Annotated in this window: 24 protein-coding genes and 1 pseudogene; 23 read left to right on the top strand and 2 right to left on the bottom strand. The window is 43.8% G+C overall.

Features of this window, described 5'->3' with window-relative positions:
* Positions 1-880: 880 nt before the first annotated feature.
* The 11 genes from AC4MCC_RS12150 (at position 881) to der (ending at position 11,117) form a co-directional block, all read left to right on the top strand.
* Complete coding sequence (locus AC4MCC_RS12150) at positions 881-1,432, top strand: phosphatase PAP2 family protein (protein ID WP_004782094.1); 552 nt, start codon at positions 881-883, stop codon at positions 1,430-1,432.
* A gap of 88 nt (positions 1,433-1,520) precedes the next feature.
* Positions 1,521-1,721 (top strand): Fe-S cluster assembly protein IscX, encoded by a 201-nt coding sequence (gene iscX / locus AC4MCC_RS12145; protein WP_005232138.1) that lies wholly within the window; start codon positions 1,521-1,523, stop codon positions 1,719-1,721.
* Positions 1,722-1,830: 109 nt separating this feature from the next.
* The gene (gene ndk, locus AC4MCC_RS12140; protein ID WP_004782097.1) at positions 1,831-2,262 is read left to right on the top strand and encodes a nucleoside-diphosphate kinase; all 432 of its coding nucleotides are present in this window, start codon (positions 1,831-1,833) and stop codon (positions 2,260-2,262) included.
* A gap of 121 nt (positions 2,263-2,383) precedes the next feature.
* A complete protein-coding gene (gene rlmN, locus AC4MCC_RS12135) occupies positions 2,384-3,619 on the top strand; it encodes a dual-specificity RNA methyltransferase RlmN (RefSeq protein WP_005232136.1) in 1,236 nt (411 codons plus the stop codon).
* Between the two features lie 14 nt (positions 3,620-3,633).
* A complete protein-coding gene (pilW, locus tag AC4MCC_RS12130) occupies positions 3,634-4,434 on the top strand; it encodes a type IV pilus biogenesis/stability protein PilW (protein ID WP_004782101.1) in 801 nt (266 codons plus the stop codon).
* Entirely contained in the window at positions 4,425-5,210 is a 786-nt protein-coding gene (locus tag AC4MCC_RS12125; RefSeq protein ID WP_419374815.1) for a RodZ domain-containing protein, read from the top strand. The genes pilW and AC4MCC_RS12125 overlap by 10 nt, the downstream gene beginning before the upstream one ends.
* Positions 5,211-5,233: 23 nt before the next feature.
* Entirely contained in the window at positions 5,234-6,355 is a 1,122-nt protein-coding gene (gene ispG / locus AC4MCC_RS12120; RefSeq protein WP_491876185.1) for a flavodoxin-dependent (E)-4-hydroxy-3-methylbut-2-enyl-diphosphate synthase, read from the top strand.
* 3 nt (positions 6,356-6,358) lie between these two features.
* The gene (gene hisS / locus AC4MCC_RS12115; RefSeq protein ID WP_125279599.1) at positions 6,359-7,654 is read left to right on the top strand and encodes a histidine--tRNA ligase; all 1,296 of its coding nucleotides are present in this window, start codon (positions 6,359-6,361) and stop codon (positions 7,652-7,654) included.
* A gap of 30 nt (positions 7,655-7,684) precedes the next feature.
* Complete coding sequence (locus AC4MCC_RS12110; protein WP_491885365.1) at positions 7,685-8,383, top strand: YfgM family protein; 699 nt, start codon at positions 7,685-7,687, stop codon at positions 8,381-8,383.
* Positions 8,380-9,528 carry an outer membrane protein assembly factor BamB gene (gene bamB, locus AC4MCC_RS12105; RefSeq protein WP_491885364.1) on the top strand — a complete coding sequence of 383 codons (1,149 nt, stop codon included), beginning with the start codon at positions 8,380-8,382 and terminating at the stop codon, positions 9,526-9,528. The genes AC4MCC_RS12110 and bamB overlap by 4 nt, the downstream gene beginning before the upstream one ends.
* Before the next feature lie 176 nt (positions 9,529-9,704).
* The gene (der, locus tag AC4MCC_RS12100) at positions 9,705-11,117 is read left to right on the top strand and encodes a ribosome biogenesis GTPase Der (protein WP_004782108.1); all 1,413 of its coding nucleotides are present in this window, start codon (positions 9,705-9,707) and stop codon (positions 11,115-11,117) included.
* A 56-nt stretch (positions 11,118-11,173) separates the two neighbouring features.
* On the opposite strand, the gene AC4MCC_RS12095 is transcribed toward der, so the two are convergent.
* Positions 11,174-11,629, bottom strand: coding sequence for a hypothetical protein (locus tag AC4MCC_RS12095; RefSeq protein ID WP_227504395.1), 456 nt, complete (start codon positions 11,627-11,629; stop codon positions 11,174-11,176).
* Positions 11,630-12,010: 381 nt separating this feature from the next.
* Between AC4MCC_RS12095 and AC4MCC_RS12090 the strand changes: the two genes are divergently transcribed.
* Complete coding sequence (locus tag AC4MCC_RS12090) at positions 12,011-12,625, top strand: 4'-phosphopantetheinyl transferase family protein (protein ID WP_491876863.1); 615 nt, start codon at positions 12,011-12,013, stop codon at positions 12,623-12,625.
* A 25-nt stretch (positions 12,626-12,650) separates the two neighbouring features.
* Here AC4MCC_RS12090 and AC4MCC_RS12085 read toward each other — a convergent pair whose 3' ends face one another.
* Positions 12,651-13,421, bottom strand: a complete 771-nt coding sequence (locus AC4MCC_RS12085; protein ID WP_491885363.1) for an SDR family oxidoreductase — start codon at positions 13,419-13,421, stop codon at positions 12,651-12,653.
* A gap of 89 nt (positions 13,422-13,510) precedes the next feature.
* Between AC4MCC_RS12085 and mazG the strand changes: the two are divergent.
* From mazG to glnE, 11 genes and pseudogenes are all read left to right on the top strand, one after another.
* A pseudogene (mazG, locus tag AC4MCC_RS12080) lies at positions 13,511-14,323 on the top strand (nucleoside triphosphate pyrophosphohydrolase).
* Positions 14,283-14,708, top strand: coding sequence for a ComEA family DNA-binding protein (locus AC4MCC_RS12075; protein WP_491885362.1), 426 nt, complete (start codon positions 14,283-14,285; stop codon positions 14,706-14,708). Before mazG ends, AC4MCC_RS12075 begins: the two are co-directional and overlap by 41 nt.
* Before the next feature lie 136 nt (positions 14,709-14,844).
* The gene (gene pcnB, locus AC4MCC_RS12070) at positions 14,845-16,320 is read left to right on the top strand and encodes a polynucleotide adenylyltransferase PcnB (RefSeq protein WP_491885361.1); all 1,476 of its coding nucleotides are present in this window, start codon (positions 14,845-14,847) and stop codon (positions 16,318-16,320) included.
* Positions 16,317-16,802: a 2-amino-4-hydroxy-6-hydroxymethyldihydropteridine diphosphokinase gene (gene folK, locus AC4MCC_RS12065; protein WP_180105270.1), complete on the top strand. Its 486-nt coding sequence runs from the start codon at positions 16,317-16,319 to the stop codon at positions 16,800-16,802. Before pcnB ends, folK begins: the two co-directional genes overlap by 4 nt.
* Before the next feature lie 52 nt (positions 16,803-16,854).
* Positions 16,855-17,664 (top strand): 3-methyl-2-oxobutanoate hydroxymethyltransferase, encoded by an 810-nt coding sequence (gene panB, locus AC4MCC_RS12060; RefSeq protein ID WP_419363586.1) that lies wholly within the window; start codon positions 16,855-16,857, stop codon positions 17,662-17,664.
* 1 nt (position 17,665) lies between these two features.
* Positions 17,666-18,514 carry a pantoate--beta-alanine ligase gene (gene panC / locus AC4MCC_RS12055; protein ID WP_491885360.1) on the top strand — a complete coding sequence of 283 codons (849 nt, stop codon included), beginning with the start codon at positions 17,666-17,668 and terminating at the stop codon, positions 18,512-18,514.
* A gap of 18 nt (positions 18,515-18,532) precedes the next feature.
* Positions 18,533-19,384 (top strand): RNase adapter RapZ, encoded by an 852-nt coding sequence (rapZ, locus tag AC4MCC_RS12050; protein ID WP_004782131.1) that lies wholly within the window; start codon positions 18,533-18,535, stop codon positions 19,382-19,384.
* Positions 19,381-19,650 carry an HPr family phosphocarrier protein gene (locus AC4MCC_RS12045; RefSeq protein WP_180025134.1) on the top strand — a complete coding sequence of 90 codons (270 nt, stop codon included), beginning with the start codon at positions 19,381-19,383 and terminating at the stop codon, positions 19,648-19,650. The genes rapZ and AC4MCC_RS12045 overlap by 4 nt, the downstream gene beginning before the upstream one ends.
* A gap of 2 nt (positions 19,651-19,652) precedes the next feature.
* Entirely contained in the window at positions 19,653-20,186 is a 534-nt protein-coding gene (gene yjgA / locus AC4MCC_RS12040) for a ribosome biogenesis factor YjgA (protein ID WP_005232100.1), read from the top strand.
* A gap of 654 nt (positions 20,187-20,840) precedes the next feature.
* Positions 20,841-22,109 carry a sensor histidine kinase gene (locus AC4MCC_RS12035; protein WP_491885359.1) on the top strand — a complete coding sequence of 423 codons (1,269 nt, stop codon included), beginning with the start codon at positions 20,841-20,843 and terminating at the stop codon, positions 22,107-22,109.
* 86 nt (positions 22,110-22,195) lie between these two features.
* Positions 22,196-24,946 (top strand): bifunctional [glutamate--ammonia ligase]-adenylyl-L-tyrosine phosphorylase/[glutamate--ammonia-ligase] adenylyltransferase, encoded by a 2,751-nt coding sequence (gene glnE / locus AC4MCC_RS12030; RefSeq protein ID WP_491885358.1) that lies wholly within the window; start codon positions 22,196-22,198, stop codon positions 24,944-24,946.
* Positions 24,947-24,950 lie beyond the last annotated feature (4 nt).

The following is a 24,950-nucleotide window of genomic DNA, read 5'->3' as shown; positions in this document are numbered from 1 at the left end:
AATTTTAATTTTAATTTTAATTTTAATTTTAATTTTAATTTTAATTTTAATTTTAATTTTAATTTTATTGCTTAGAGCAGCTTTGTTGGTTGACTGGGGATTTGAAGATAAAAGGTTATCTCAAAAAATAAATCATATTCAAAAATGGCAACTATTTTACAAGTTGAATTCATTGGCATGGATCAGGTATTTAATCGGTTATTAGTTGAGCATAAGTATAGTAAAGAAATTGAAAAGGTAGATGGAACAGACATAAAGCATCAGCAAGTTTGATAATGTAAGAAATGCTAAGCTCCCATAAATCAATTCATAAAACAGTCACACCTGAACCCCATACTTAATCAAAAGTATGGATAGTTATATCTCATTAACTTTTAAATGCTTTGAAATAACCAAATTTTGAGTAAGAGCAAGGCAAGAAGCGGCTTCCAGATACATTTTCACCAAAGTCTTGGGCGCTATAACTGCACTATACTCGAAGCACATTCGATCCTTCTCAGGTTTTGTTCAGGCTTATTTCAATAAATATCAGTACACATAAATCATCTATTAACAGTTCAGGGATAGGTCGGATTGAAAGGTTGAAAATATAGTGCAGGAGGCGATGGCCAGCGGTAGAGCAGTGATCGCTAATGATCATGGACGTACTGATTTACAGGTACAACATGATTGGATAGGTTGGCTGAGTAGGTTGGGATAGTGGCAAGAATTCATCTGTTAGATGTCTGAATTAAGCGATTTATAACGATTACAGAAGGATGTAGACATTAACAAACTAAAAAGGTGAATAGCGATTATCTCATGTGTCAATTTGAACAAGCTCTATTTTTCAGTCGTGCAAAACCTGAAATACAGGGCATAAAACAATAAGAGCTCTACAATGAAATTTCAGAATGCAAAACTAAAATTTTTAGAAATTGATTTAAAAGGCTGTATTTATCTTAATCATTTTTCACATTCAGAACGCATTGCAGCTTTTTTCAAAATCATTAGCCGGTTGGGCAATGGCGTATTCTGGTATTTGATGCTCATTGCCGTCTGGCTGATTCAGGGCCTGATGTATACCTTGCAGATTGTTTATCTGGTGTTTGGCAGTATGGTCGGAACCCTGATTTATAAACTTCTAAAAACCAAAACAGTACGTCCACGTCCTTATCAGGTGCATCAGGTGATTCGGCTCTGTGAGCATCCGCTGGATCATTTTAGTTTTCCTTCGGGACATACCTTGCATGCAGTGATGGTAACCATTGTGCTGGGTTATATTGTGCCTTTTTTACTATTTTTGATGCTGCCATTTGCCATTCTAGTCGCGATCTCCCGAATGGTTTTAGGCTTGCATTATCCAAGTGATGTGGCGGTAGGAGCCATATTGGGCGCACTGGTGGCCACCATGATTGTATTTACGGCACCTTTTTTTAATATCATGTTGTAAAAAATCACGAGATGATCCGGCAAAGACTCGCAGAATTTTGCAGATTTGCTAAAGTACTACATCACAGTAAATAGGCTTAGGAATAGACATGGGTTTACGTTGGACAGATACCCTCGATATCGCGATTGAATTGTATGAAGCGCATCCAGACGTGGATCCGCAATGGGTTCGCTTTACCGACCTGCATGCCTGGGTATGTGCACTTCCTGATTTTGAAGACGATCCAACCAAATCAACCGAAGGGCTTCTGGAAGCCATTCAAATGGCATGGATTGACGAAGCACGTTAATTGCCAATTGAAAAAAGCAATTTTTTTACAGTTTAAAGGCAGAAAAAAGTCCATTATTCGGTATAATGCGGCAAATTTTCATGTCAACAATTGACTTAAGGAGCCAATCATGGCTATTGAACGTACATTATCTATCGTAAAACCAGACGCAGTTGCTAAAAACCACATCGGTGACATCTTTGCTCGTTTCGAAAAAGCAGGTCTTAAAATCGTTGCGACTAAAATGAAACACCTGACTCAAGCTGAAGCTGAAGGCTTCTACGCTGAGCACAAAGAACGTGGTTTCTTCGGTGACCTAGTTGCATTCATGACTTCTGGTCCAGTTGTTGTTTCAGTTCTTGAAGGCGAAAACGCTGTTCTTGCTCACCGTGACATCCTTGGCGCGACTAACCCTAAAGAAGCTGCTCCCGGTACAATCCGTGCAGACTTCGCTGTAAGCATCGATGAAAACGCTGCTCACGGTTCTGACTCTGTAGCATCTGCTGACCGCGAAATTAACTACTTCTTCGCGCAAACTGAGATTGCTCCACGTACTCGTTAATACGCAGTATTCAAACCAGATAAGTGTTATTATACTTATCTGGTTTTTTTATTCTCTGAATAATTCTTTGCTCAGATATTGAGCTTCTCCTTTCATCTTTAGACATGGTTTAGGTATACACATGAGTACTGAAGTGGTCGCTACATCAGCAGTTTCTGATGCACAGCAACAATCTCCGTCCACTCCTGCACAGCAAAATTCTGTGGAAAAAGTGAACTTACTAGGCATGTCACGTCCGCAAATGGAAAAATTCTTCGAAGATATGGGCGAGAAGAAGTTCCGTGCCGGTCAGGTGATGAAATGGATTCATCAGTATTTCGTGACTGATTTTGCCGAGATGACCAATATCTCAGGCAAGCTGCGTGAAAAACTGGAAAAGATTTGTGAAATTAAAGCACCAGAAGTGGTGCATAAAAACTATTCCAAAGACGGTACCCGTAAATGGGTGTTCCGTGTCGGTGATGGTGATGGCTCTTTGGTTGAAACGGTCCTGATTCCGGCAGAAGACAAAACCGGCTCACGTAAGACCCTGTGTATTTCTTCACAAGTGGGCTGTGCTCTGGACTGTTCATTCTGTTCAACCGGTAAGCAAGGTTTCCAGCGTGACTTGACTCAAGCTGAAATCATTGGTCAGTTGTGGATGGCCAACTATTCCTATATGGAAGAAGTGCCTGTGGCTGAGCGTGAGCGTTCAGTGACCAACGTGGTGATGATGGGCATGGGTGAGCCACTCCTGAACTATGACGCTGTATTAAATTCTATGCGCATTATGCTGGATGATTTTGCTTATGGCATGTCTAAACGCCGCGTAACGCTTTCAACGTCTGGTGTCGTGCCGAAAATTGACCAGTTGGCCCAAGATATTGATGTGGCTTTGGCGATTTCATTACACGCAACCAATGACGAGCTGCGTAATGAGCTGGTACCAATCAACAAAAAATATCCATTAGAGCAGCTTATTGCAGCCTGCCAGCGTTACATTACTAAAGATGGTAATGAAAGTGCGCGTAAGCACGTGACCATCGAATACGTGATGCTGGATGGCGTAAATGACAAACCTGAACATGCCCAGCAGATGATCAAGCTGCTCAAAGATCTGCCAAGCAAGATTAACCTGATTCCATTTAACCCGTTCCCGCATGCGCCATATGGCCGTTCAAGCCGTAACCGGATTATTTCTTTCCAAAAAACTTTGTCTGATGCCGGTTTTGTGTGTACGATTCGTCAGACACGTGGTGATGATATCGACGCTGCGTGTGGACAACTGGTAGGACAAGTTGCTGACCGTACCCGTCGTGCGGAACAGTGGAAAAAGAAAATTGCGCAGTCCAATGAGATTATGCGCTCACAAGGATAACAAGAGGTCGCCAATTGAGTAATCTGACATCTAAACTTGCTTTGGTTTCAGTAGTATGTGGGTCTTTGGTTTTAACTGCGTGTCAAACACCAGATCTGGGTCAGAAGGATCCGGAAAAAGCCACCAAGGTTCGTACTCAGTTGGCGGTTGAATATCTTAAAAACGGTGATCTGGATTCAGCCAAACGTGCGCTGGATCAGGCACTGGAAACCAATCCGCGTGATTCGCAAGCCAATATGATGATGGGCGTGCTGCTTCAGCAGGAAGGCAGCAAACCTAATCTTGAAAAAGCCGAAGGTTATTTCAAGCGTGCAATTTCGGCAGATCCCAAAAATGCCCAGGCACGAAATAACTATGGCACCTATTTATATCAGCTTGAGCGCTATAAAGATGCGATCGAGCAGTTCGAAATTGCCGGCGCAACTTTAGGTTATGACCAGCGATTTCGTGCCCTTGAAAATATGGGGCGAATTTACCTGAAACAGGGTGATCTGGCGAATGCTGAAAAATCATTCAAACAGGCACTACAGGCTAATCGCGCTTCGTATATATCAATGTTAGAGTTGGCAGAAATTTTTTATCTGAACCAGCAGTTCCCGGCCGCGACTCAAATGTATGAACAGTTTGTGCGTGGTGTGGGGCAGAAAAACCAGAGTGCCCGTGCGCTCTGGATTGGCATTCGCACTGCGCGTGCCAGTGGCGATCAGTTAGGCATGCAGGTATTGGTGAATCAATTACGTGCATTGTTCCCTGAAAGCCCGGAATACCAACGTTATTTGCAATTACAGTACAGTACTGAGGCCGTATGGAAGTAAATCCTAATTCAGATTCGAATAATTCGAGCGTAGCTCCAAACGCGTTAGGAAATGTTCAGCGTCCAGGTGAGTACTTACGCAAGATTCGTATTAATCAGCAACGTGAGCTTGAAGACGTTGCCAAAGAACTCAATATTCCGGTAAAGACCCTGAATGCCTTGGAAAAGGATGATTATAAATCCTTGCCTGAAGCAACCTTTATCAAGGGCTATTACCGCACCTATGCCAAATATCTCGGTGTCGATGCTTCTAGCCTGATTCAGCGTTTTGATGAAATTTATGCCAGTGATACCGGTATGGTCGCAACGCATGCCCTGAAAGATTCTCCAATCAAGATCATGGGTAAATTGCCAGGATCAAAGCGTGATCGTAACCGCAAATGGTTAAAGCGTGGCCTGATTGCACTGGTTATAGTACTGATTTTGGGTGCACTGGTCGCAATGATCCAGAACTGGTCAGAGAGCAGCGAGAATAGTGCCGAAGTTGCGGACACCTCTTCTGATGTCGAAATTTTAAATCTGGATGCCGGTGCTGCCATGTCCGGTGATCAGCTTAAGCTTGATTTTAGCCGTCCGACCTCTGTGCATATTGTAGATGCAGGCGGTAACGTGCTGGCCACTGGCCGTCAGGCGTCTACTTTAGAGCTGAACGGTGAAGCGCCATTCCAGATCCGACTGGATGATGCGACCGCAGTATCACTCAGTTTAAATAATGAAAGTATTGCATTGTCACCTTATACGGTTAACGGAAAAGCAGATTTCCGTTTATCACGTTAATGGTGAGCAGATAGGGCGAAATCATGATCGTAAATCCAATTCAGCGCCGTCCAACACGTAAAATCCGTGTCGGTTCTGTCTATGTCGGTGGTGATGCACCGATCACTGTTCAGTCAATGACCAATACTGAAACCTGTGATGTCGCAGCAACTGTTGCACAAATTCAGCGTTGTGTGGATGCAGGCGCAGACATCATGCGTGTTTCTGTCCCGAGTATGGAAGCAGCGGCTGCATTTGGTGAAATCCGTAAGCGAGTTGACGTACCACTGGTTGCAGATATTCACTTCGACTATAAAATTGCGCTGGCTGTTGCTGATCTGGGTGCAGACTGTCTGCGTATTAACCCGGGGAATATCGGTTCAGAAGCCAAGATTCGTGAAGTCGTGGCAGCAGCACGTCACAACGACATTTCCATGCGGATTGGTGTGAATGCCGGTTCACTGGAAAAAGATATCCAGAAAAAATATGGCGAACCAACTGGTGAAGCATTGCTGGAATCTGCGATGCGTCATATCGACATTCTGGATCGCCTGAATTTCCATGAATTCAAAGTATCGGTCAAAGCATCAAACGTGTTTTTGACTATGGATGCTTATCGTCTGCTGTCTAAACAGATTGATAATCCACTGCACTTGGGTGTGACTGAAGCGGGTGTGTATCGTACCGGTTCAGTAAAATCAGCGATTGCTCTTGGCGGTCTACTGATGGAAGGCATTGGCGATACAATGCGTATTTCTCTGGCAGCTGAGCCTGAAGAAGAAATCAAGATTGGTTTTGATATCCTGAAATCGCTGGGCCTTCGTTCTAACGGAATTAATTTCATTGCCTGCCCAAGCTGCTCACGTCAGGAATTTAACGTGATTAAAGTAATGCAGACCCTTGAAGAACGTCTGGAAGATGTCCGTGTTCCGATGGATGTGTCTGTGATTGGCTGTAAAGTGAATGGTCCAGGCGAAGCCAAAGAAGCCGATATTGGTGTAGTAGGTGCAAGTCCGCGCTCACTAGTGTATCGTAATGGCGAAAAGAGTCATTTAATCGATACCAATCAACTGGTTGATGAAATCGAATCAATGGTTCGTCAACGTGTTTCCGAGCTTGAAGAAGCCAAATCAAAAGAAATTATTCGCACAAGTTTTTCTGAGTAGATCATGAGTTCAATCGTCGCAATCAAAGGTTTTAATGACATTCTCCCAACGCAAACCCCAGCTTGGAGACGTCTTGAACAGCATCTGTCAGGTCTGATGGATGCCTATGGCTATCAACAAATCCGTTTGCCGATGGTTGAACAGACCAATCTGTTTAAACGTTCGATCGGTGATGCCACAGATATCGTTGAAAAAGAAATGTACACCTTTCTGGACAAAGGTAATCCGCCTGAGTCTCTGACTTTACGTCCTGAAGGAACAGCGGGCTGTGTACGTGCGATGCTGGAACATAACCTGCTTCGCGGTGCGACCCCCAAAGTCTGGTATATCGGACCGATGTTTCGTTATGAAAAACCGCAAAAAGGCCGTTATCGTCAGTTCCACCAGTTTGGTGTAGAAACCTTTGGTGTGGCAACGCCTGATCAGGATGCAGAACTGATCCTGATGACAGCGCGTCTATGGAAACGTATGGGCGTGGCTGACAAAGTTCAACTTGAACTGAATACACTGGGCGAGTCTGACGAGCGTGCAGCATACCGCGCGGCATTGGTTGAATTCTTACAAGCACATAAAGCGGATCTGGATGAAGATTCTCAACGCCGTCTGACGACTAATCCACTGCGTATTCTGGATTCGAAAGATGCCAAAACTCAAAGCATCCTAGAAAATGCACCAAAACTTCACGATTTTATGGGTGAAGAAACACTGGCGCACTTTAACCAATTACAACAGTACTTGTCAGATGCCGGTATCAGCTTTGTCATCAATCAGAAACTGGTACGTGGTCTGGACTACTACAACAAAACCGTATTTGAATGGACAACGACTCATTTAGGTTCACAAGGTACTGTGTGTGCCGGTGGTCGTTATGATGGCTTGGTCGGTCAATTGAAAGGCAAAGCGGATCAATCTGTGCCTGCAGTTGGTTTCGCGATGGGGATGGAGCGATTATTGCTTCTACTGGAACAAGTTGAAGACAATACGCCAGTACGTGATTGCGAAGTATTCCTGGTTGCTGATCCTGCTTCTCAAGGTAAAGCACTGGTATTGGCTGAACAGATTCGTGATCAATTGGAAGCTGCAGGCAGTAACATTCGCCTGAAAGTCGGCTCTCAAGGTTCAATGAAATCACAAATGAAAAAAGCCGATCAGGCCGGTGCTTTATATGCAGCCATTATCGGTGAGCGTGAACTTGAAGCACAAAGCTTTACAGTGAAAGAGCTGGCGACTGCAGAGCAATCTACTGTGCCATTTGCTGACTTTGTCGCATTTTTCAGTACTAAAATTTCTTCAAAATAATCGATAAAACATTAGGAAAAAGGTAATCGCATGAGCGCAATGACTGATGATGAACAACTTGAAAGTTTAAAATCCTTCACGAAGAAGTATGGTTCTTCGATCATTATCGGGATTCTGGTTGCGCTGATTGCCTTTTTCGGATGGGAATATTGGCAGAAGAAAAACCTGGCGGAATCGCAAATGCAGACTGCCAAGGTTCAGCAACTGATGGATGAAGCACAGGCTGCAGATGGTGATGCTTTTGCTAAGCTGTCTGAAACTGCAGATAAGATTGTCAAAGAAGCGCCAGATTCAGCTCAAGCGATTCAAACCCAGTTGGTCATGGCGAAACTGGCTTATGACAAGCAGGATTACGCTGCCGCTGAGAAAGCATTACAAAAAGTTGAAAACTCTAAAGTTGATGATAAAGGCCTGGTTCAGGTCGTTAAATTGCGTCTGGCTTATACACAATTAGCACAGAAAAAATATGATGCAGCTCTGAAAACTTTGGATGCAGTGACTGAACCTGCATTTAAAGCAACCGCTGATGAAGCACGTGGCGATATCTATGTTGCCAAAAATGATATTGAAAATGCCAAAAAAGTATATCAAAGTGCATGGGATGCTTTGATTGAACGTAAAGAAGAACGTCAAATTTTACAAATTAAGCTCGAAAGCGTAGGCGTGTTGGTCGATGACCCGGAAATCGAACGCCCAATTATAGAAACACAAGTGGAAGAAGCTGAATGAACAGAACATATAAAATCACCTGTGCTTTAACTGTTTTAACTCTTGCACTCGCTGGCTGTGCGGGTAAGACCAATAAAGTACCAGAAGTAAAACCGAATCCACTTCCAAAAATCAGTCAGACTAAAACACTTGTTCCTGTATTTTCGACCAGTGTTTCTTCAACAGAGAAGGCTGATCCACTACGTTTACGTCTGGATGCGGATAACGGAGTCGTATTTGCGATCGATCCTAAGGGTGAAGTCACTGCTTTTAATGGCAAGCAGCGCCTGTGGCAGAAAAAAGTTAGCAAAGATACGTTAAGCTCTGGCGTTGAAGCCGCAGATGGGATTGTGGTGGTTGGCAGCAACAAAGGCCAATTGATTGCATTAGACCAGCAGACGGGTGAACAACGCTGGACTGCACAATTGACTGGTGCCATCTTGACACCTTCACTGATTCATGCAGGTCGTGTAATTACTGTCACTAATGACGGTACTGTATATGCCCACGAAGTGGCTTCAGGCGCTCAGGTCTGGACTTACGATTTACCGAATGTCCAGTTTAGTCTGCGTGGCATGGCGGCTCCGGTGCCTTTAGATGCACGTAATGTATTGATTGCGACTTCAAATGCTTATATCTATGCAATTGATGCCTTAAGTGGTGTGCCTAAATTGCAGCGCCGTGTTGCGATCTCGGATGGCCGTTCGGACATTCAGCGTTTGATCGATATTGATGGTGATCCAGTAGTAGCGGGTCAGTTTATTGTGACCACCAGCTATCAAGGTCAGGTGACTGTATTTGATCTGGCTTCACAACAGGTGATCTGGAGTGAAGATGCCAGCAGTATCCAGCGTCCGGAAGTGGTTGGCAATGGCGTCTTCGTTGCCCAAACCGATGGTAAAATCAGTGCTTATGAAATTACCACTGGCCAGCCTTTATGGGAAAATGATCAGTTGTTGAATCGTCAGCTGAGCAATCCGGTAATGCTCGGAACTGAGCTTGTCGTAGGTGATCTGGACGGGGTATTGCACCTGCTGGATCCATCGACAGGGCAGATTATTGGCCGTGCCAAAACCTCTGGTGAAGTGCGTCATTTACGCGTAATTGACAACCAGCTCTATGTTTCGACTCGCAAGGGTGCATTAAGCATCTGGCAGAATCGTTAATTTTTGTTTGGCTTATGCTAAAATAAGCCAACCGTATTTTTTACGCGGGGTGATTGAATGTTCAATGCCCCGTGTTTTTATTTATTTTAGGCTTTAATCCTATTCCCTTTTTCTTCCAAAACTTTCTGATGTTCAGGCCATTTTTAGACAGCCTGATATTGAATAAAGGTTAATCTATGAAACCCGTAATTGCGCTCATTGGTCGTCCGAACGTCGGAAAATCAACTCTGTTTAACCAGATAACCAAGAGCCGTGACGCATTGGTAGCAGACTTTGCAGGTCTGACACGCGACCGTAAATATGGTGATGCGATCTATCAAAACAAATCTTTCATTGTCGTGGATACTGGTGGTATCGGTGAAAATGAAGGCGGCATTGACTCCTACATGGCTGAGCAGTCTAAAACTGCGATCCATGAAGCCGACATGATTATTTTTGTGGTCGATGCACGTGCAGGACTTCTGGCATCTGATGAACAGATCGCTCGTGAACTGCGGACTTTGGGCAAGAAAGTTTTCCTTGTAGCTAACAAAGTTGATGGCGTACATGCTGAAGCTGCTCTAGTCGAGTTTTATAAACTCGGTATGGGTGAGCCGATGCAAGTGGCTGCCAGCCACGGCCGTGGTGTACAGCAAATGCTGGAAGAAGTACTTGAAGATGTGCCTGAAGATGAAAGTCCGGAAGAACATGACAAGAATACTGGTCTACGTCTTGCAATTATTGGTCGTCCAAACGTAGGTAAATCGACACTAGTAAACCGTCTATTGGGTGAAGAGCGTGTTGTAGCGTTTGACCAGCCAGGAACGACGCGTGACTCAATCTATATTCCTTTTGAGCGTGATGGTCGTCAATACACCCTGATTGATACCGCTGGGGTACGCCGTAAAGGTAAGGTTGATGAAATGATTGAGAAATTCTCAATCGTGAAAACCTTGCAGGCGATGAAAGATGCGCACGTAGTGGTGATCGTGGTGGATGCCCGTGAAGGCATTGTAGAGCAGGATTTGCACCTGATCGGTTATGCATTGGAAGCTGGCCGTGCCATGGTGATTGCGATCAATAAATGGGACAACATGTCCGAATATGATCGTAAACAATGTAAGCTCGATGTGGAGCGTCGTTTTGACTTTATTCCTTGGGCGAAAATCCATTTGATTTCTGCGCTACACGGTACAGGTGTCGGTGAGATGTATCCATCGATTCACCGTGCTTATGATTCTTCACATCTGAAAGTATCACCAGCGAAGTTGACCCAGATCCTGAATGATGCCACTGAAGCACACCAACCGCCTACTGTACAAGGTCGTCGTATCAAGATGCGTTATGCGCATATGGGCGGACAGAATCCACCGACTATCGTGGTTCATGGTAATAAGGTAGATAAGACACCTGCAGATTATCGCCGTTACCTGGAAAACGTATTCCGTAAAGTGTACAAACTTGAAGGTACACCGGTAAAAATTGAATTTAAAACTTCAGAGAACCCGTTTGAAGGTCGCAAGTCACAACTGGACGAACGTACTGCTGCGCGTCGCCGTCGTTATGTACAGAAATTCAAGAAAGCTGAGAAAAAATTTAAACGTGGTTAATTGTCATATTTAAATAAAAAAGCCTGCGAAAGCAGGCTTTTTTATTTATTCATATTTTAGATTGAGCATTTTTTTGCTTTTTGATAAATACGAATATTTTCAAGATTAGCTAAAGCTACGTCAGCATCGGCTTGAGAAGCAGCAATATTATTTTGATTATTATTACCAGTAAAAGCATTGGTGATTTCAGTTGCGCGCGCAACTGTTTGTGATTGACCTGCAAAAGCAGATAGTGCACCACTTGCAATACCTGCCAATTTAGAAACAGGATTATTGGCTTGAGCATTCGCTTGGTTGAGTGCATTTTGACTTGCTTCTAAGGTGCGTTCAAAACTGCGTGCTTCTACTGCCAAATCTGTACAATCTAAACCTTTTAAGTATGTTGTTGAGTAGACACCGTTATTTTGATTTGAAGCATTATTATAATTAGAAGCATAAGCACGATCTGCACGTGCAACAGCAGCATTCGCCTGTGCGCGGCTACGCTCCATATTTGCTTCAGCTTGATCCATGATTGCGCCGTTTCTAGCTCCCATCACTGCAGTAGCAGCTTCTAGCCAGGAGCCAGCTTGCGTTGAAAATGATAGTGCAGCAATTGTCGTACTGAGTATGATTCGCTTAAACATATGACCCTCTGTTTTTCTATGTATAAAATTGTAGTTGGATTGTAACTATTTTTTATTCGATTAAAAATAGCTTGAAAGCTCAATTATTTATTTTGATTTACAGTATATTTTATTGTTTTATTTAAGTTTTATTAAAATATATTTTAAGATATTACCTATAGTTTGTTAGAAAGGCAATCAGGTTGATTTATACTGAAGGCCCTAAAAGTAACATTTTTTATAAGGGCGACTATTTTGAAGTCTATTATTCATATTGATTGGGTCGCGCTGGCACCACGACTTAGGCATTTACAAGACTTAGATCGAAAAACCTATATTCAGCAGCGTAAACAATTAATTTATAGCTATCGTAATCAGTTGCTAGCTGCACATTTAGGTTGTGTTATTGACCAGCAGGACTTTACTACAACCGAATACGGCAAACCCTATCTTCCAGCCCATCCAGACTTTGGTTTTAATCATACGCATAGCCAAAACTTTTATGGATTAGCAACAAGCAAACATATTCAGAATTTGGGAATCGACATTGAAGAGCTGAATCGAAATGTACGTTTTGAAGCCTTAGCCCAACACGCTTTTCATCCTGAAGAGCTGAAACAGTGGCAGGCATTGGATTATGATCCTGAATACTGGTTTAAAGTCTGGACCACCAAAGAGGCGGTCCTAAAAGCGTCAGGACTCGGAATCCGGATGAACCTGAATGAACTGAATACCCAAATCCATCCACATCAGGATGGGGGGCGTTGTGAACATCCAGAAATTGGAATTTATGCCTATCAAAATTATATTTTAGCGGGCTGCATGCTCACTGTGGCCTGGCAAAGCGAGCATTCCTGTAAAGGTCTAAGATTTCCAATGATTCAGATTCATCAAGCTGTTTGAAAGTAGAGTAAGCCCAAAATATTTCTTATTGTTTGGCAATCATTAAATTACTCAGCCGGTTAACGAACTGTGGGCTCATTCGAGATAAATGGAATAAAAACTTACTCTTGAATCCGACCGGATGATGCGTCACTTGCCAGATGGAGTCCTTTAATTGTGCCAATTTGAAAATATCTTGTGCAACATCCTCAGCTTTCAAATGCACACCCATTTTTTTGATACTTTTAGCCTGCATATCTTTCACCATTGCAGTGCTAACAAAAAGGGGCATCACATCGAATACCCGAATCCCATATTTTTGCCATTCAATATCTAAGCCTTCAGTCAAACCACGAACCGCAAATTTGCTGGTTGCATAGGAAGCCAGATCCGCTTGGCCATAAATCGCTGAGGCTGAAGACAGGTTAATGACCCGAGCAAAGGAAGCCTGCTTTAAATAGGGCAAAGCAGCATGACAGCCATTCAGAACGCCTTTGATATTCACGTCAAGGGTGCGATAGTGGTCTGTAATATTCGTTTCTTCAAAAGGACCGGAATATAAAATCCCGGCATTATTTACCAGAATATTGATTTCACCGGCCCAGGGTGCGAATTCAGATAGAGCGGTTTCCCAAGCAGCATAATCGGTCACATCCAGAAAACCGGCTTTGGCATGCTCACCGAGTTGCTGGGCCAATTGTTCTGCCTGTTCAAGATTAATATCATAAATTCCGACTTTATACCCTTGCTGGTAAAATAGCCTGGCTATCGCGGCACCAATTCCTTGTGCTGCACCACTAATCAATATACTGTGCATGTGCTTGATCTCCTTATTGTCTTTTTTTCTTGAGCATAGCAAGAAACAGGCAAAATAATGCGGCTATTTGGTAAAGAAGAGGTTTTACGGTGGAACAATTACTCCAAGTCATGCGTGAGTTACGTGAAAAATGTCCATGGGATCAGCAGCAGACTCCTGAATCTCTGACTAAATATGCGATTGAGGAAGCCTACGAAGTTGAAGCAGCGGTGCGCTCTGGCCAAACCAATGAAGTGCGGGATGAGCTGGGTGATCTGCTGTTACAGGTCGTGTTTCAGTCGCAAATGTATAGCGAGCAGGGCGCTTTTGATTTTCAGGATGTGGTGCAGGCCATTACCGATAAACTGATCCGACGCCATCCGCATGTATTTCAGGCTGAACAGTTTGCACAGCTGAGCCCTGAAGATGTCTAGGTGCTCTGGAAAGAAATCAAGCAGAAAGAAAAACAGGGTAAGCCACGTTCACGTTTGGATGAGGTTAAGCATGCACCCGCACTGCAACAGGCGGATGAGATCCAGAAAAATGTCGCCAAAATCGGCTTTGATTTTCCAGATGTCGCAGGTGCCTATGGCAAGCTGGAAGAAGAACTGGCTGAACTCAAGGAAGCCGTTGCTGGACAAAATTCCGATGAAATACTCGAAGAATTTGGAGACTGCTTATTTTCACTGGTGAATGTTGGTCGTAAACTTGGTGTCTCAAGCGAGATGGCATTATTGGGCACGATCCATAAATTCCGGACCCGCTTTGCCCTGATGGAAGATCGGGCAGAACAACAGCAACTCAATCTGGAAAGCCTGTCATTGGCTGAATTGGATCAGCTCTGGGAACAGGCCAAATTAGAATTAAAACAAAGAGCCGCTCATGAACAAAGTACAACATCGCATAGGTCCAGTATGGATTAATACTGTCCTGCTAGGCATTTGGCTGGCCTATACTTCAATTGGCACAGTACACGCAACTGCAACTGATTATGCAGAATGGAAAGTACGTCAGCAGCAACATGATGCACGCCTGAAGAAGAAAGTTGCTGCTACACCACCTTCTGAAAACAATCATTATCTGGCTAAACCTGCATTATCCGCCTCTTCAGCTGCTGATAAAATTAATCTGAATCGGGCCGGTATTGAGCAGTTACAGCAGTTAAATGGCATCGGACAGAAGAAAGCAGAAGCGATCATTGAATACCGGCGGAAAAACGGTAAATTTAAAACAATTGAAGATATTCAACAGGTCAAAGGAATTGGGCCGGCCTTATTTGCCAAAAACAAGGATAAACTGGCTTTGTAACCCTGCTGAATTTATTGTAAATAAGCCATCCATCTGAACCATGAGAATGACATAATCAAATTGCCCTTTAGCGGTGTAAGCGATATGATTAGCGTCATCTTAGAATTTTACGTTCAGACGTAGGAGACAGCGTCTTTTGCAAACTTTGCGCGCGTCAAAATGTGGTTTATCAACCGCTCAATTACCTTCTTATATTCTCGATGTGATTGATGCCTTAACCAAGGCAGGCTATGAAGCTTATATCGTAGGTGGTGGTGTCCGGGATCTGATGCTGGGTTTAAATCCCAAAGATTTCGATGCAGTGACCAATGCTACACCAGCTCAGGTTAAAGAAGTGTTCGGACGGCGTTGCCGGATTATCGGACGACGTTTCGAGCTGGCGCATGTCTATTCGGGCCGTGAACTGGTTGAAGTGGCAACTTTCCGTGCGCCTCCTAAAAAAGCGGTGACTTCTGCGGCGGGGATGATCCTGCGCGATAATAACTGGGGCACCATTGAGCAGGATTTTGCTCGTCGAGATTTTTCAATCAATGCCATGTATTACCAGCCACGCAAAGGTATCGTGCTGGATTTTTGTAATGCAGTAGATGATATTAAACATAAAACCCTGCGTTTACTGGGTGATCCGACTTTAAGATTTGAAGAAGATCCAGTCCGGATGCTGCGAACTTTACGTTTTGCAGCCAAACTCAATTTCAGTATTGATGAAGCCATTCTGGATATTTTCACTCCGGAAATGACCCAGCTTCTACGTGATGTGTCTCCACACCGTCTCTATGATGAATCGCAAAAGCTATTCACTATGGGACATCTGAATCGTGTGATGCCAATGCTGATCGATTTTGGCATCTGGCGTCAGCTGTTTGCCGATATCAAGCCAGACATTACTGCATTTATTGAACTGGCAGCAAAAAATACCGATCAGCGTATTTCAATTGGCAAGACCATCAACCCGGCTTTCTTCTATGCGGTATTGTTGTGGCAACCGTTCCTGGAGCGCTGTAATTTCTATCTGTCCAAAGGTGTGGTACCTGCGGAAGCACGTGCGCAGGCAGGACTGGATGTACTGAAACGTCAGGCTACCCGTACTGTGATTCCACGCTTTGCGGAAACTTTCATTCGTGAAGTCTGGGAAATGCAATCCCGCTTGCTCAATCCAAAACCGCAACAGATTGAAGCATTATCAGGTCATGCACGTTTCCGTGCCGGCTTTGACTTTTTGTTGCTGCGTGAAAAATCAGGCGATGAAACTGCACAGGGTATGGGAAGCTGGTGGGAAGCCTATCAGCAAATGGGCAGCGATGAAAAAGAGCGTGCCATTGCCCAATATAACCGTCAGCGTGCCAAGAGCCGTCGTAAGGCTTCTCAGGAAGAACATCTGGAACAGCGTCTGGCTGCACAAGATGTAGCAACCGAGATTGAACCTCTGGTGAATGAGCCGGAACCACGTAGCCGTCGTGCACGTAAAGCCAAATTTGAGAATGAGCGTAGCAAACCGGTTTCTCATGTGGCGGCCAGTGCCAGCGGTGACATTGGTGCAGACCATCCAATTACCAAGCGTAAACGGGTGCAGCGTGATTTAAGCCAGGTTATTTTTGGGCCTACACAATGACAGTGACCTATATCGGTTTAGGAAGTAACCTGGGTGATTCACGCCAGATTCTGGCTGAAGCCGTGCAAAAGCTGGCAAGTTTGGGGCAGGTCAAAACCTCTCATCTGTATCAAAGCCCACCTATGGGGCCACAAGATCAGCCGAATTATTTTAATGCTGTCGTACAGTTAATTACGGATCTGGCACCGCTGGATCTGCTGGATCGTCTGCAAGCCTTCGAACAAGAGGCTGGGCGTGTGCGTCTACGTCATTGGGGTGAACGTACCTTGGATCTGGATCTGCTGATCTACGGTGATGAACAAATTCAAAATGAACGTTTAACCGTGCCGCATGTGGGCGTGTTGGAACGTGATTTTGTATTGGTGCCATTACTGGATATTGATGCCAACTTGCAGCTGAATGGAAACACATTAAAAGACCTGGACATTGTCAAGCAATCAACCTTAACGGTTTTTGACCACACGAATTGGGCAAATATTTAATTTTTAATTATTGGCATGTTCGAGAGAACTTCAATAATAGAGGAACATCTTCATGATCAGTCTCAGTGATTTAAGACGATATAAAGCGGAAGGACGCAAATTTTCTTGCCTGACTTGCTATGACGCCAGTATGGCCAAAGCCATGGAAATTGCTGAAGTTGACAGTATTCTGATAGGCGACTCTTTGGGTATGTCGATTCAGGGACGTGATTCAACTTTACCTGTGACTGTAGAAGATATGGCTTACCATACCGCAGCGGTACGCCGTGGCAATCAGCATGCACTGATTATGACTGATCTGCCATTTATGAGTTATGCCACTCTGAATGATGCATTACAAAGCTCAAAAACGGTGATGCAGGCCGGTGCACAAATGGTCAAGATGGAAGGTGGTGCCTGGTTGGCGGAAACCGTTCAGGTTCTAACCCGTAACGGGATTCCAGTCTGTGTTCACTTGGGTCTCACTCCGCAGTCGGTGCATGTCTTTGGTGGCTATAAGCTACAGGCCCGTACCCGTGAAGCGGCCGATCAACTGATTGCTGACTGTAAGGCAGTGGTTGAAGCCGGTGCAGCAGTGCTGTTGCTGGAATGTGTGCCTGCACAATTGGGTCAGGAGATTACTAAACTATTCCCGCATATTCCGGTGATTGGCATTGGAGCAGGGGCAGCTACTGATGGTCAGGTACTGGTCGTTCAGGATATGCTCGGTCTGACCTTTGGCCACACTGCAAAATTTGTACGTAACTTTATGAAAGAACAGTCTGGTGCGACTGCAATTCTGGATGCATTTAAAGCCTATCATGCGGCTGTTTTAGATGGTTCATTCCCAGCACCTGAACAAACATTCCAAGTCGAGTTGTAACATGAAAACAGAAACAACCATCCAAGGATTATCTGCTTCGCTCAATCCTGCACGTTCTGCGCGTAAAATTATTGGTTTTGTCCCGACCATGGGCAACCTGCATCAGGGTCACCTGAATCTGGTGCGTGAGGCGCGTAAACTGTGTGATGTCGTTGTTGTGAGTATTTTCGTTAATCCAATCCAGTTCGGACCAAATGAAGATTTTGATAATTATCCACGTACTTTAGAACAGGATCAGCAGTTACTGGCAGATGTGGGTTGTGACATTGTCTTTGCCCCAACTGTAGAGCAGATGTATGGTAACAAGCCACGTCTGACCAATATCAGTGTATCTGGTATCACCAATGATCTATGTGGCTTACAGCGTCCAGGTCATTTTGATGGTGTAGCGGTCGTGGTGACCAAATTATTTAATATTGTTCAGCCCAACTATGCATTCTTTGGTCAGAAAGATTATCAGCAACTGGCTGTGATTCGTCAGTTTGTTCAAGACCTGAATATTCCGCTGGAAGTGATTGGTGTGCCGATTGCTCGTGCTGAAGATGGTCTGGCCCTTAGTTCGCGAAATGGCTATCTAAGCGAGCAGGAACGTGCAACAGCACCGGTTATTTTCCAGAGTCTGAAAACTGCTGAGCAGCAGCTACATGCAGGTAAAACTTTGGAGGGAGTACTGGCAGGTATCCGTCAAACTTTGACAGATGCAGGTCTGGTAGTGGACTATGTAGAAGCCCGTACACCGGAATTGCAGAAAATTGATGAGTTTAATCAGGATGTCGTGATTCTGATCGCGGCGAAATTAGGGAAAACTCGTCTGATTGATAATCTGCAGATCAAATATGCAGCTGGATAAGTAAAAGGATCGTAAGGCATGAAGCGCATTTTAATTGTGACAGGACAATCTGGCTCAGGTAAATCTTCTGCATTGCAGGTACTTGAAGACTTGGGTTATTACTGTATTGATAATCTGCCTTTGGCCTTACTTCCTGAAATTGTGGCGAAGCTGGATTGTGAAAATAATCTGGAACAGTTAGCGCTTGGGGTGGATGTTCGTAGTACCCGTGCAGATTTGCAGGAATTCGACCATGTGTTTGAACAGCTGCAACAGCATGGTACGGTGGATGTCATCTATCTGACCACGCAGGATCAGGAGCTGATTGCCCGTTTTAGTGCGTCACGCCGTCCGCATCCTTTGGCTGCCCGTTTCAAGAGCCTGCATCAGTGTATTCAGGAAGAAAAAGTCCTGCTGATGCCGATCCAGCTACGTTCTACAGTGCATATCGATACCACTGATAAAAGCGTACATGATCTGAAACATACCTTGCTGTACAAGCTGGGGCAGACCGATAACCTGATTGTGATTTTGCAATCTTTTGGCTATAAGCATGGCATTCCTTTAGATGCTGACTATGTTTTTGACGTCCGTCATTTGCCGAATCCGCATTGGGAACTCGAACTGCGCAAATATTCAGGCCTCGATCAGCCGGTACAGGAATTCCTGGAAAAAAGTGATCAGGTCGAAGACATGTTCCAGGATATTTATCACTTTTTAGACAAATGGTTGCCGACCTTTGCTGAAGGTCATCGTCATTATATGACCATCTCGATTGGTTGTACTGGTGGCCAGCATCGTTCTGTTTATATTGTGGATAGACTAAAAAAAGCGCTTGAGGCAAAATGGTCTATTCAAGTCCTCCACCGAGAAATGAAGCACTGGTCATGATTGATACGACTGTTGACGTAATTAATAAACTAGGTTTACATGCGCGTGCATCAGGTAAACTCATTGAAGTTACCACCAAATTTCGTTCCAATATCCAGATTGGCAAATCGGACAAATTGGTTGATGCCAAAAATATTATGTCCTTGCTGATGCTTGGTGCGGGCAAAGGAACAACTTTACGCTTGGTGATTGAAGGTGCAGATGAGGAAAAGGCCTTATCTGAAATTCAGGCACTGTTTGCGGCAAAATTTTATGAGGCAGATTAATCGTGGCACGTCGACCGAGCAGTTTAACTGAAGAAGACTTTGAATCTTTAGAGGGACGCGCAAGTAAAACCGAACAGAAAAAAGCAGTTCAGCGTATGGCAGCTTTAGGCGCACAGTTGGCAGAACTGAGTGCGAAACAAATTAAAAATTTACCCGTTGAAGAACGTCTGATTGAAGCTTTGCTGGATGTCCAGCAAATCAGTTCACATGAAGCACGTCGTCGTCAATTTTCACGTATTGGTAAATTACTTCGTAATGAAAATGAAACCGTGATTCTGTCTTATCTGACTCCGAAACAGGGCTTAAAAAAGACAGCACAATTGCAGCGTTGGGTTGACCGTATTGTGAAAGATGGCGATCCTGCAATTAACGAATTTACCAAGACCTATAATGCGACAGAGCGTCATACCTTACGTCAGCATTATTTACGTGTACATCGTGATCTAAAAAATCAGGCACCGGAAGAAGAAGTGGCAGCCTCAAAGCAAAAGCTGTTTAACTATGTGCAGCAAGTTGCCCTGATTTCAGATAACTGATTGTAATCTGAATTAAAGAAAAGCGACATTTTGTCGCTTTTTTATTCACTATAATTAATTTTTATTTTCCATGAAAATTCAAGAATGTTCCTATAAGTCATTGTTAACTGTAAAAAAATGTAAACTTTTAATATTTTTGATTACGTAAGAAATTGGTTTTAGTGCATAAATAAACTATTTAAATCACTCAATATTTTATGATTATTAAGAATATTTAAAAGATAGAAATAAATTTAGGTCAAAGTTAATATTATTAGCGATCTATTTTTTCAAAAAGTGACAATAAGTATTTTCTATATATTTGAAAATTCAAAAGCTTTTATTTACCTAAAGATCAGAAGAAAAATGAGCTGTTTTTATCTTCCTTAGATTTCAGAACTCAGATGATATTGAAACAATTTGAAATGAATTCAGGAATTTCAAATAATTATATGTAATTTTTTATAAGAGGAATATTTTTTCAAGTAATTCTTAATATTTAAATATCAAGGTATTAAAGCTATCAATGTATCTTTAGAGAAATAAGTTAACAAATCCTTTGGTCGATAAATGAGATTTTAACGTTGAGTAAATATAGAATCTTTGTTATTGATTGTATCAATTTAGTCGGTTTTAATTTTTATCCTATATTCCATAACATCCAGAGAGGCAGACATGGAACTAAAACTGCTAGAGATCGGTCAGAATACGGAGCAGTTAAGCTCGTGCCGTATATCTCTCATTTTAGGTGTCTATACCTCTGACAATTTATTAGACACCTTCTGTAAGGTCGCGCGTAAAGTGCTCGGCGCCAAGACCTGTATCATTGGATTCCATACGGAACCCTATATCTGGTACAGCTGTCCGCTCGGTTTTCGTGGTTTGCACGTATCACAGAATGTGGACATACCTAAATATCTGCAAGAAACAGATGTGATCGATCAAAATCATCCTGCATATGCAGAATTATCAGATCATGTGAACAGCCTTGGTGTAGCTCATCAGCGGCTGGTGGCGTTCAATTTAAAATCAGCCCAAGGCCAGTCTTTGGGGCAGGTGGTTTTCTTTGATGATCAGACTGAAGTATTTGATCAGGAAGCTATTATTATCGTCCAGCAATTTGCTGAAACTTTAGTCAAGCGAGTCAAACTGAATGAGGAACATACACAGCTGAAAGAGTTATACGAACAGCAGTGTGCACAAAACTTCAGTAAAACCAAATTCTTCCAGATTATTGCTCATGACCTGCGTGCACCTTTCCATGGCCTGTTAGGCTTCTCGGAAGTGCTGGCACAGGAACGTGACACTCTGGATGAATCCAGTATCCAGAGTATTTCTGATTACTTATATGATACGGCTCAATCGACGTATAACCTGTTAGAAAGTCTGTTGACCTGGGCGATGGCCGAGGGTGGGCGTTTCGTTTATCATCCAATTAATTATGAATTAAAACAGTCTACTAAAATTGTCTGTGATGTACTGAAAAGTCTGGCGCTGAAAAAGAATATTGAGCTGATTGACCAGGTTCCTGAAGATATCAAGGTGCATGCTGATATTAATATGATTACTTCGGTCTTGCAGAACCTGGTATCGAATGCGCTGAAATTTACTCCAGTGGATCAGGGTGGACAGGTGATTCTGGCTGCTGAAATGGAAGGTGAGCAAGTCAAGATTACTGTTCAGGATACTGGTCTCGGTATGACTGAAGAACAGATGGAAAATCTGTTTAGACCCAATCTCACAGTGAGCTTAAAAGGCACAGACAATGAGAAAGGCGCAGGTCTGGGTCTGGTACTGTGTAAGCGTTTTGTGGACCTGAATCATGGACAGATTGCCGTAGATTCTAAAGAAGGCGCTGGAACCACCTTTACTGTGCATTTACCAAAAGTGACCAATGATCATCAGGCATTGGTGCTTGAAGACCTGCATACTGAAAAGTCCTGAAAATCATAAATTTCTATTAAAACCGTTCCCACTCGGCGTGAACTCCTGCTATAACTAAATAAAAGTTTTGAGGGAATCACCGAGTGATGGACGCGGTACAATTGCAGAAAACCTTAAGAGCCAGTCAGTATGCAGAACAGGTATTGGCCAATCATCAAGATCTATTGAATCAGGATTATGCAATTGATCAGTTTCAGGGATCACTCGGCACTGAACAGATTCAAGACTTAATCTATTCCAATCTATTAAATATCAGCGATGAAACCATGTGGATGCGTAGTTTACGTATTCTGCGTGCTCGCCTGATGTTCCGCTGGATCTGGCAGGATGCCAATCAACTCACCGATGTCATCACACTGACCCGCGAGCTGTCTGATTTCGCTGATGCCTGTATCTGTGCTGCCAAAGAGTTTGCCCGTATTCCTCTAGTCGCCAAATATGGCCAGCCAATTGGCTATAATGGTAAAGTTCAGGATCTCATTATTATTGCAATGGGCAAGCTGGGCGCTCAGGAACTCAACCTTTCCAGTGATATTGACCTGATTTTTGCCTTTGATGAACAGGGTGAAACGGATGGGCGCAAATGCATTGATGTTCAGCAGTTCTGCATTCTATGGGGGCAAAAGTTAATCTATCTGCTAGACCATATCACTGCTGAAGGTTTTGTTTTCCGTGTTGATATGCGCTTGCGCCCTTGGGGTGATGGTTCTGCTCTGGCTATCAGTCATGCCGCACTAGAAAAATATCTTAGCCAGCATGGCCGTGAATGGGAACGTTATGCCTGGATTAAAGCCCGCATCGTTAATCCGAGTCCAGAAGGTGATGAACTGCTGGACATGACCCGTCCTTTCGTTTTCCGTAAATATGTCGATTACAGCGCTTTCGAAGCGATGCGTGAAATGAAAGCAATGATTGAGCGTGAAGTACAGCGCCGCAATATTGAAGACGATATCAAGCTTGGCGCAGGCGGGATTCGTGAAGTTGAATTCATTGTGCAGGTTTTTCAGCTGATTTATGGGGGAGCCAAGCTGGAATTGCAGGATCGGCAATGTCTGGTCAGCTTGAATCATCTGGATGAGGCTGAACTGCTGGATGAGCAGGCAGTGACTGACCTTGAAGATGCCTATTTATTCCTCCGCCGGGTAGAACATGCTATTCAAGCGCTGCATGATCAACAAACCCAATGTTTGCCGACAGAGCCAGATTTACGTCAACGTATTGTAGATACTTTAGGCTTTGCAGACTGGTCCGCCTTTATGGAGGTGCTGGATCAAAAACGCGCTAAAGTGATTTATCAGTTTGAGCACTTGATCAAGGAAAATGGACCAGAGCCCCAAGGCAAAAGTTTTTCTCAGCTGGAACAACAGCTGAATGAAGTTTTAGATGATCATGCAAAAAATCTGGTACATGAATTCTGGCATGGACATGCCTTAAAAAAATTGCCAGCTAAAGCTATTCAACGTTTAAAAACGTTTTGGCCTTATCTGATAGAGGCGATTCTAGAATCAGATAAACCACAAGTTGCACTGGTCCGCCTGATGCCATTGGTTGAATCAGTCATGCGTCGTACAGTGTATCTGGTGATGTTGATTGAAAGCAAAGGTGCTTTACAGCGTTTGGTAAAAATGGCGACTGTCAGCCCCTGGATCTGTGAGGAGCTTACCCATTATCCGGTATTGCTAGATGAGTTCCTGTCGATGGATTTTGAATTGCCTAAGCGTCAGGATCTGGAAGATAGCCTGCGTCAGCAATTGCTCAGAATCGAAATTGATCAGGTTGAAGACCAGATGCGGGTGCTGCGCCTGTTTAAAAAATCCAATGTGCTTGCGGTGGCTGCCAGTGATGTGCTGGCAGAAAGTCCTTTAATGAAAGTCTCGGATGCCTTAACAGATATTGCAGAAGTCTCAGTGAATGCTGCGCTGCATCTGGCTTATCAGATTGTAGCCAAAAGACATGGTTTTCCGCTGGATGCAGAAGGGCAGCGCTGCTCGATAGAACATACAGCTTTTGCCGTTATTGGCTATGGTAAAGTCGGTGGCATTGAATTGGGCTATGGTTCGGATCTGGATCTGGTCTTTATTCATTATATGGGTGAGCAGGCTGATACGGACGGTCTCAAGCCAATTAGCGGTTTTGAGTTCGCTATGCGCGTAGCACAGAAGTTTATGTCACTGATGACTACACAAACACTGGATGGACGTGTCTATGAAGTCGATACCCGTCTGCGTCCTTCAGGAGAGGCCGGGCTGCTGGTCACTAGCCTGAAAGCATTTGAGCAATATCAATTGAAAAATGCATGGCTGTGGGAACATCAAGCCTTAGTACGCGCACGTTCCATTGCTGGAGAAGATAGCCTGAGAGAGACATTTGAAGCACTACGCTGTAAAATTCTTACCCAGAAACGCGATATCTGTCATGTACGTAGTGAAGTTCTGAAAATGCGTCAGAAAATGAAAGATCATCTGGGTTCTTCCAAAGAGCAAAAAAAAGATGGGATTTTTCATTTAAAACAAGATGCAGGTGGTATCGTTGATATCGAATTTATGGCACAGTATGCGGTGTTAGCTTGGAGTGGGACGAATAAAGATCTCGCCCATTACTCCGACAATGTAAGAATCCTTGAGGATGCCGCAAAATCAGGTTGCTTATCCAGCGACGATGCGACTGCTCTGATTCAAGCTTATCTCCGTGAACGCGCCGAGAGCCACCGCTTAGCCCTTGCAAATCAATCCATGCGAGTGTCTGCAAGCGACTGGCACGATACCCGAAAGACCGTTTGCAAGTTATGGCAAAGACTGATTGATCCAAGTGCAGTATTTGCACTGGATAGTGAATAATTGT

The sequence above is a fragment of the Acinetobacter sp. CAU_H_56 genome (genome assembly GCF_058599425.1).
The sequence above is the reverse complement of the archived record's forward strand: the minus strand, read 5'-3'. Positions and strand labels throughout refer to the sequence as shown.

Excerpts from the sequence above, each read along its gene's own strand:
- rlmN (WP_005232136.1), top strand. The coding sequence starts at position 2,384 with ATGAGTACTGAAGTGGTCGCTACATCAGCAGTTTCTGATGCACAGCAA.
- panB (WP_419363586.1), top strand. The coding sequence starts at position 16,855 with ATGATCAGTCTCAGTGATTTAAGACGATATAAAGCGGAAGGACGCAAA.
- AC4MCC_RS12075 (WP_491885362.1), top strand. The coding sequence starts at position 14,283 with ATGAACAAAGTACAACATCGCATAGGTCCAGTATGGATTAATACTGTC.
- iscX (WP_005232138.1), top strand. The coding sequence starts at position 1,521 with ATGGGTTTACGTTGGACAGATACCCTCGATATCGCGATTGAATTGTAT.
- der (WP_004782108.1), top strand. The coding sequence starts at position 9,705 with ATGAAACCCGTAATTGCGCTCATTGGTCGTCCGAACGTCGGAAAATCA.
- AC4MCC_RS12095 (WP_227504395.1), bottom strand. The coding sequence starts at position 11,629 with ATGGATCAAGCTGAAGCAAATATGGAGCGTAGCCGCGCACAGGCGAAT.
- folK (WP_180105270.1), top strand. The coding sequence starts at position 16,317 with ATGACAGTGACCTATATCGGTTTAGGAAGTAACCTGGGTGATTCACGC.
- AC4MCC_RS12125 (WP_419374815.1), top strand. The coding sequence starts at position 4,425 with ATGGAAGTAAATCCTAATTCAGATTCGAATAATTCGAGCGTAGCTCCA.
- hisS (WP_125279599.1), top strand. The coding sequence starts at position 6,359 with ATGAGTTCAATCGTCGCAATCAAAGGTTTTAATGACATTCTCCCAACG.
- ndk (WP_004782097.1), top strand. The coding sequence starts at position 1,831 with ATGGCTATTGAACGTACATTATCTATCGTAAAACCAGACGCAGTTGCT.
- AC4MCC_RS12035 (WP_491885359.1), top strand. The coding sequence starts at position 20,841 with ATGGAACTAAAACTGCTAGAGATCGGTCAGAATACGGAGCAGTTAAGC.
- AC4MCC_RS12085 (WP_491885363.1), bottom strand. The coding sequence starts at position 13,421 with ATGCACAGTATATTGATTAGTGGTGCAGCACAAGGAATTGGTGCCGCG.
- rapZ (WP_004782131.1), top strand. The coding sequence starts at position 18,533 with ATGAAGCGCATTTTAATTGTGACAGGACAATCTGGCTCAGGTAAATCT.
- panC (WP_491885360.1), top strand. The coding sequence starts at position 17,666 with ATGAAAACAGAAACAACCATCCAAGGATTATCTGCTTCGCTCAATCCT.
- glnE (WP_491885358.1), top strand. The coding sequence starts at position 22,196 with ATGGACGCGGTACAATTGCAGAAAACCTTAAGAGCCAGTCAGTATGCA.
- AC4MCC_RS12150 (WP_004782094.1), top strand. The coding sequence starts at position 881 with ATGAAATTTCAGAATGCAAAACTAAAATTTTTAGAAATTGATTTAAAA.
- ispG (WP_491876185.1), top strand. The coding sequence starts at position 5,234 with ATGATCGTAAATCCAATTCAGCGCCGTCCAACACGTAAAATCCGTGTC.
- bamB (WP_491885364.1), top strand. The coding sequence starts at position 8,380 with ATGAACAGAACATATAAAATCACCTGTGCTTTAACTGTTTTAACTCTT.
- AC4MCC_RS12110 (WP_491885365.1), top strand. The coding sequence starts at position 7,685 with ATGAGCGCAATGACTGATGATGAACAACTTGAAAGTTTAAAATCCTTC.
- AC4MCC_RS12045 (WP_180025134.1), top strand. The coding sequence starts at position 19,381 with ATGATTGATACGACTGTTGACGTAATTAATAAACTAGGTTTACATGCG.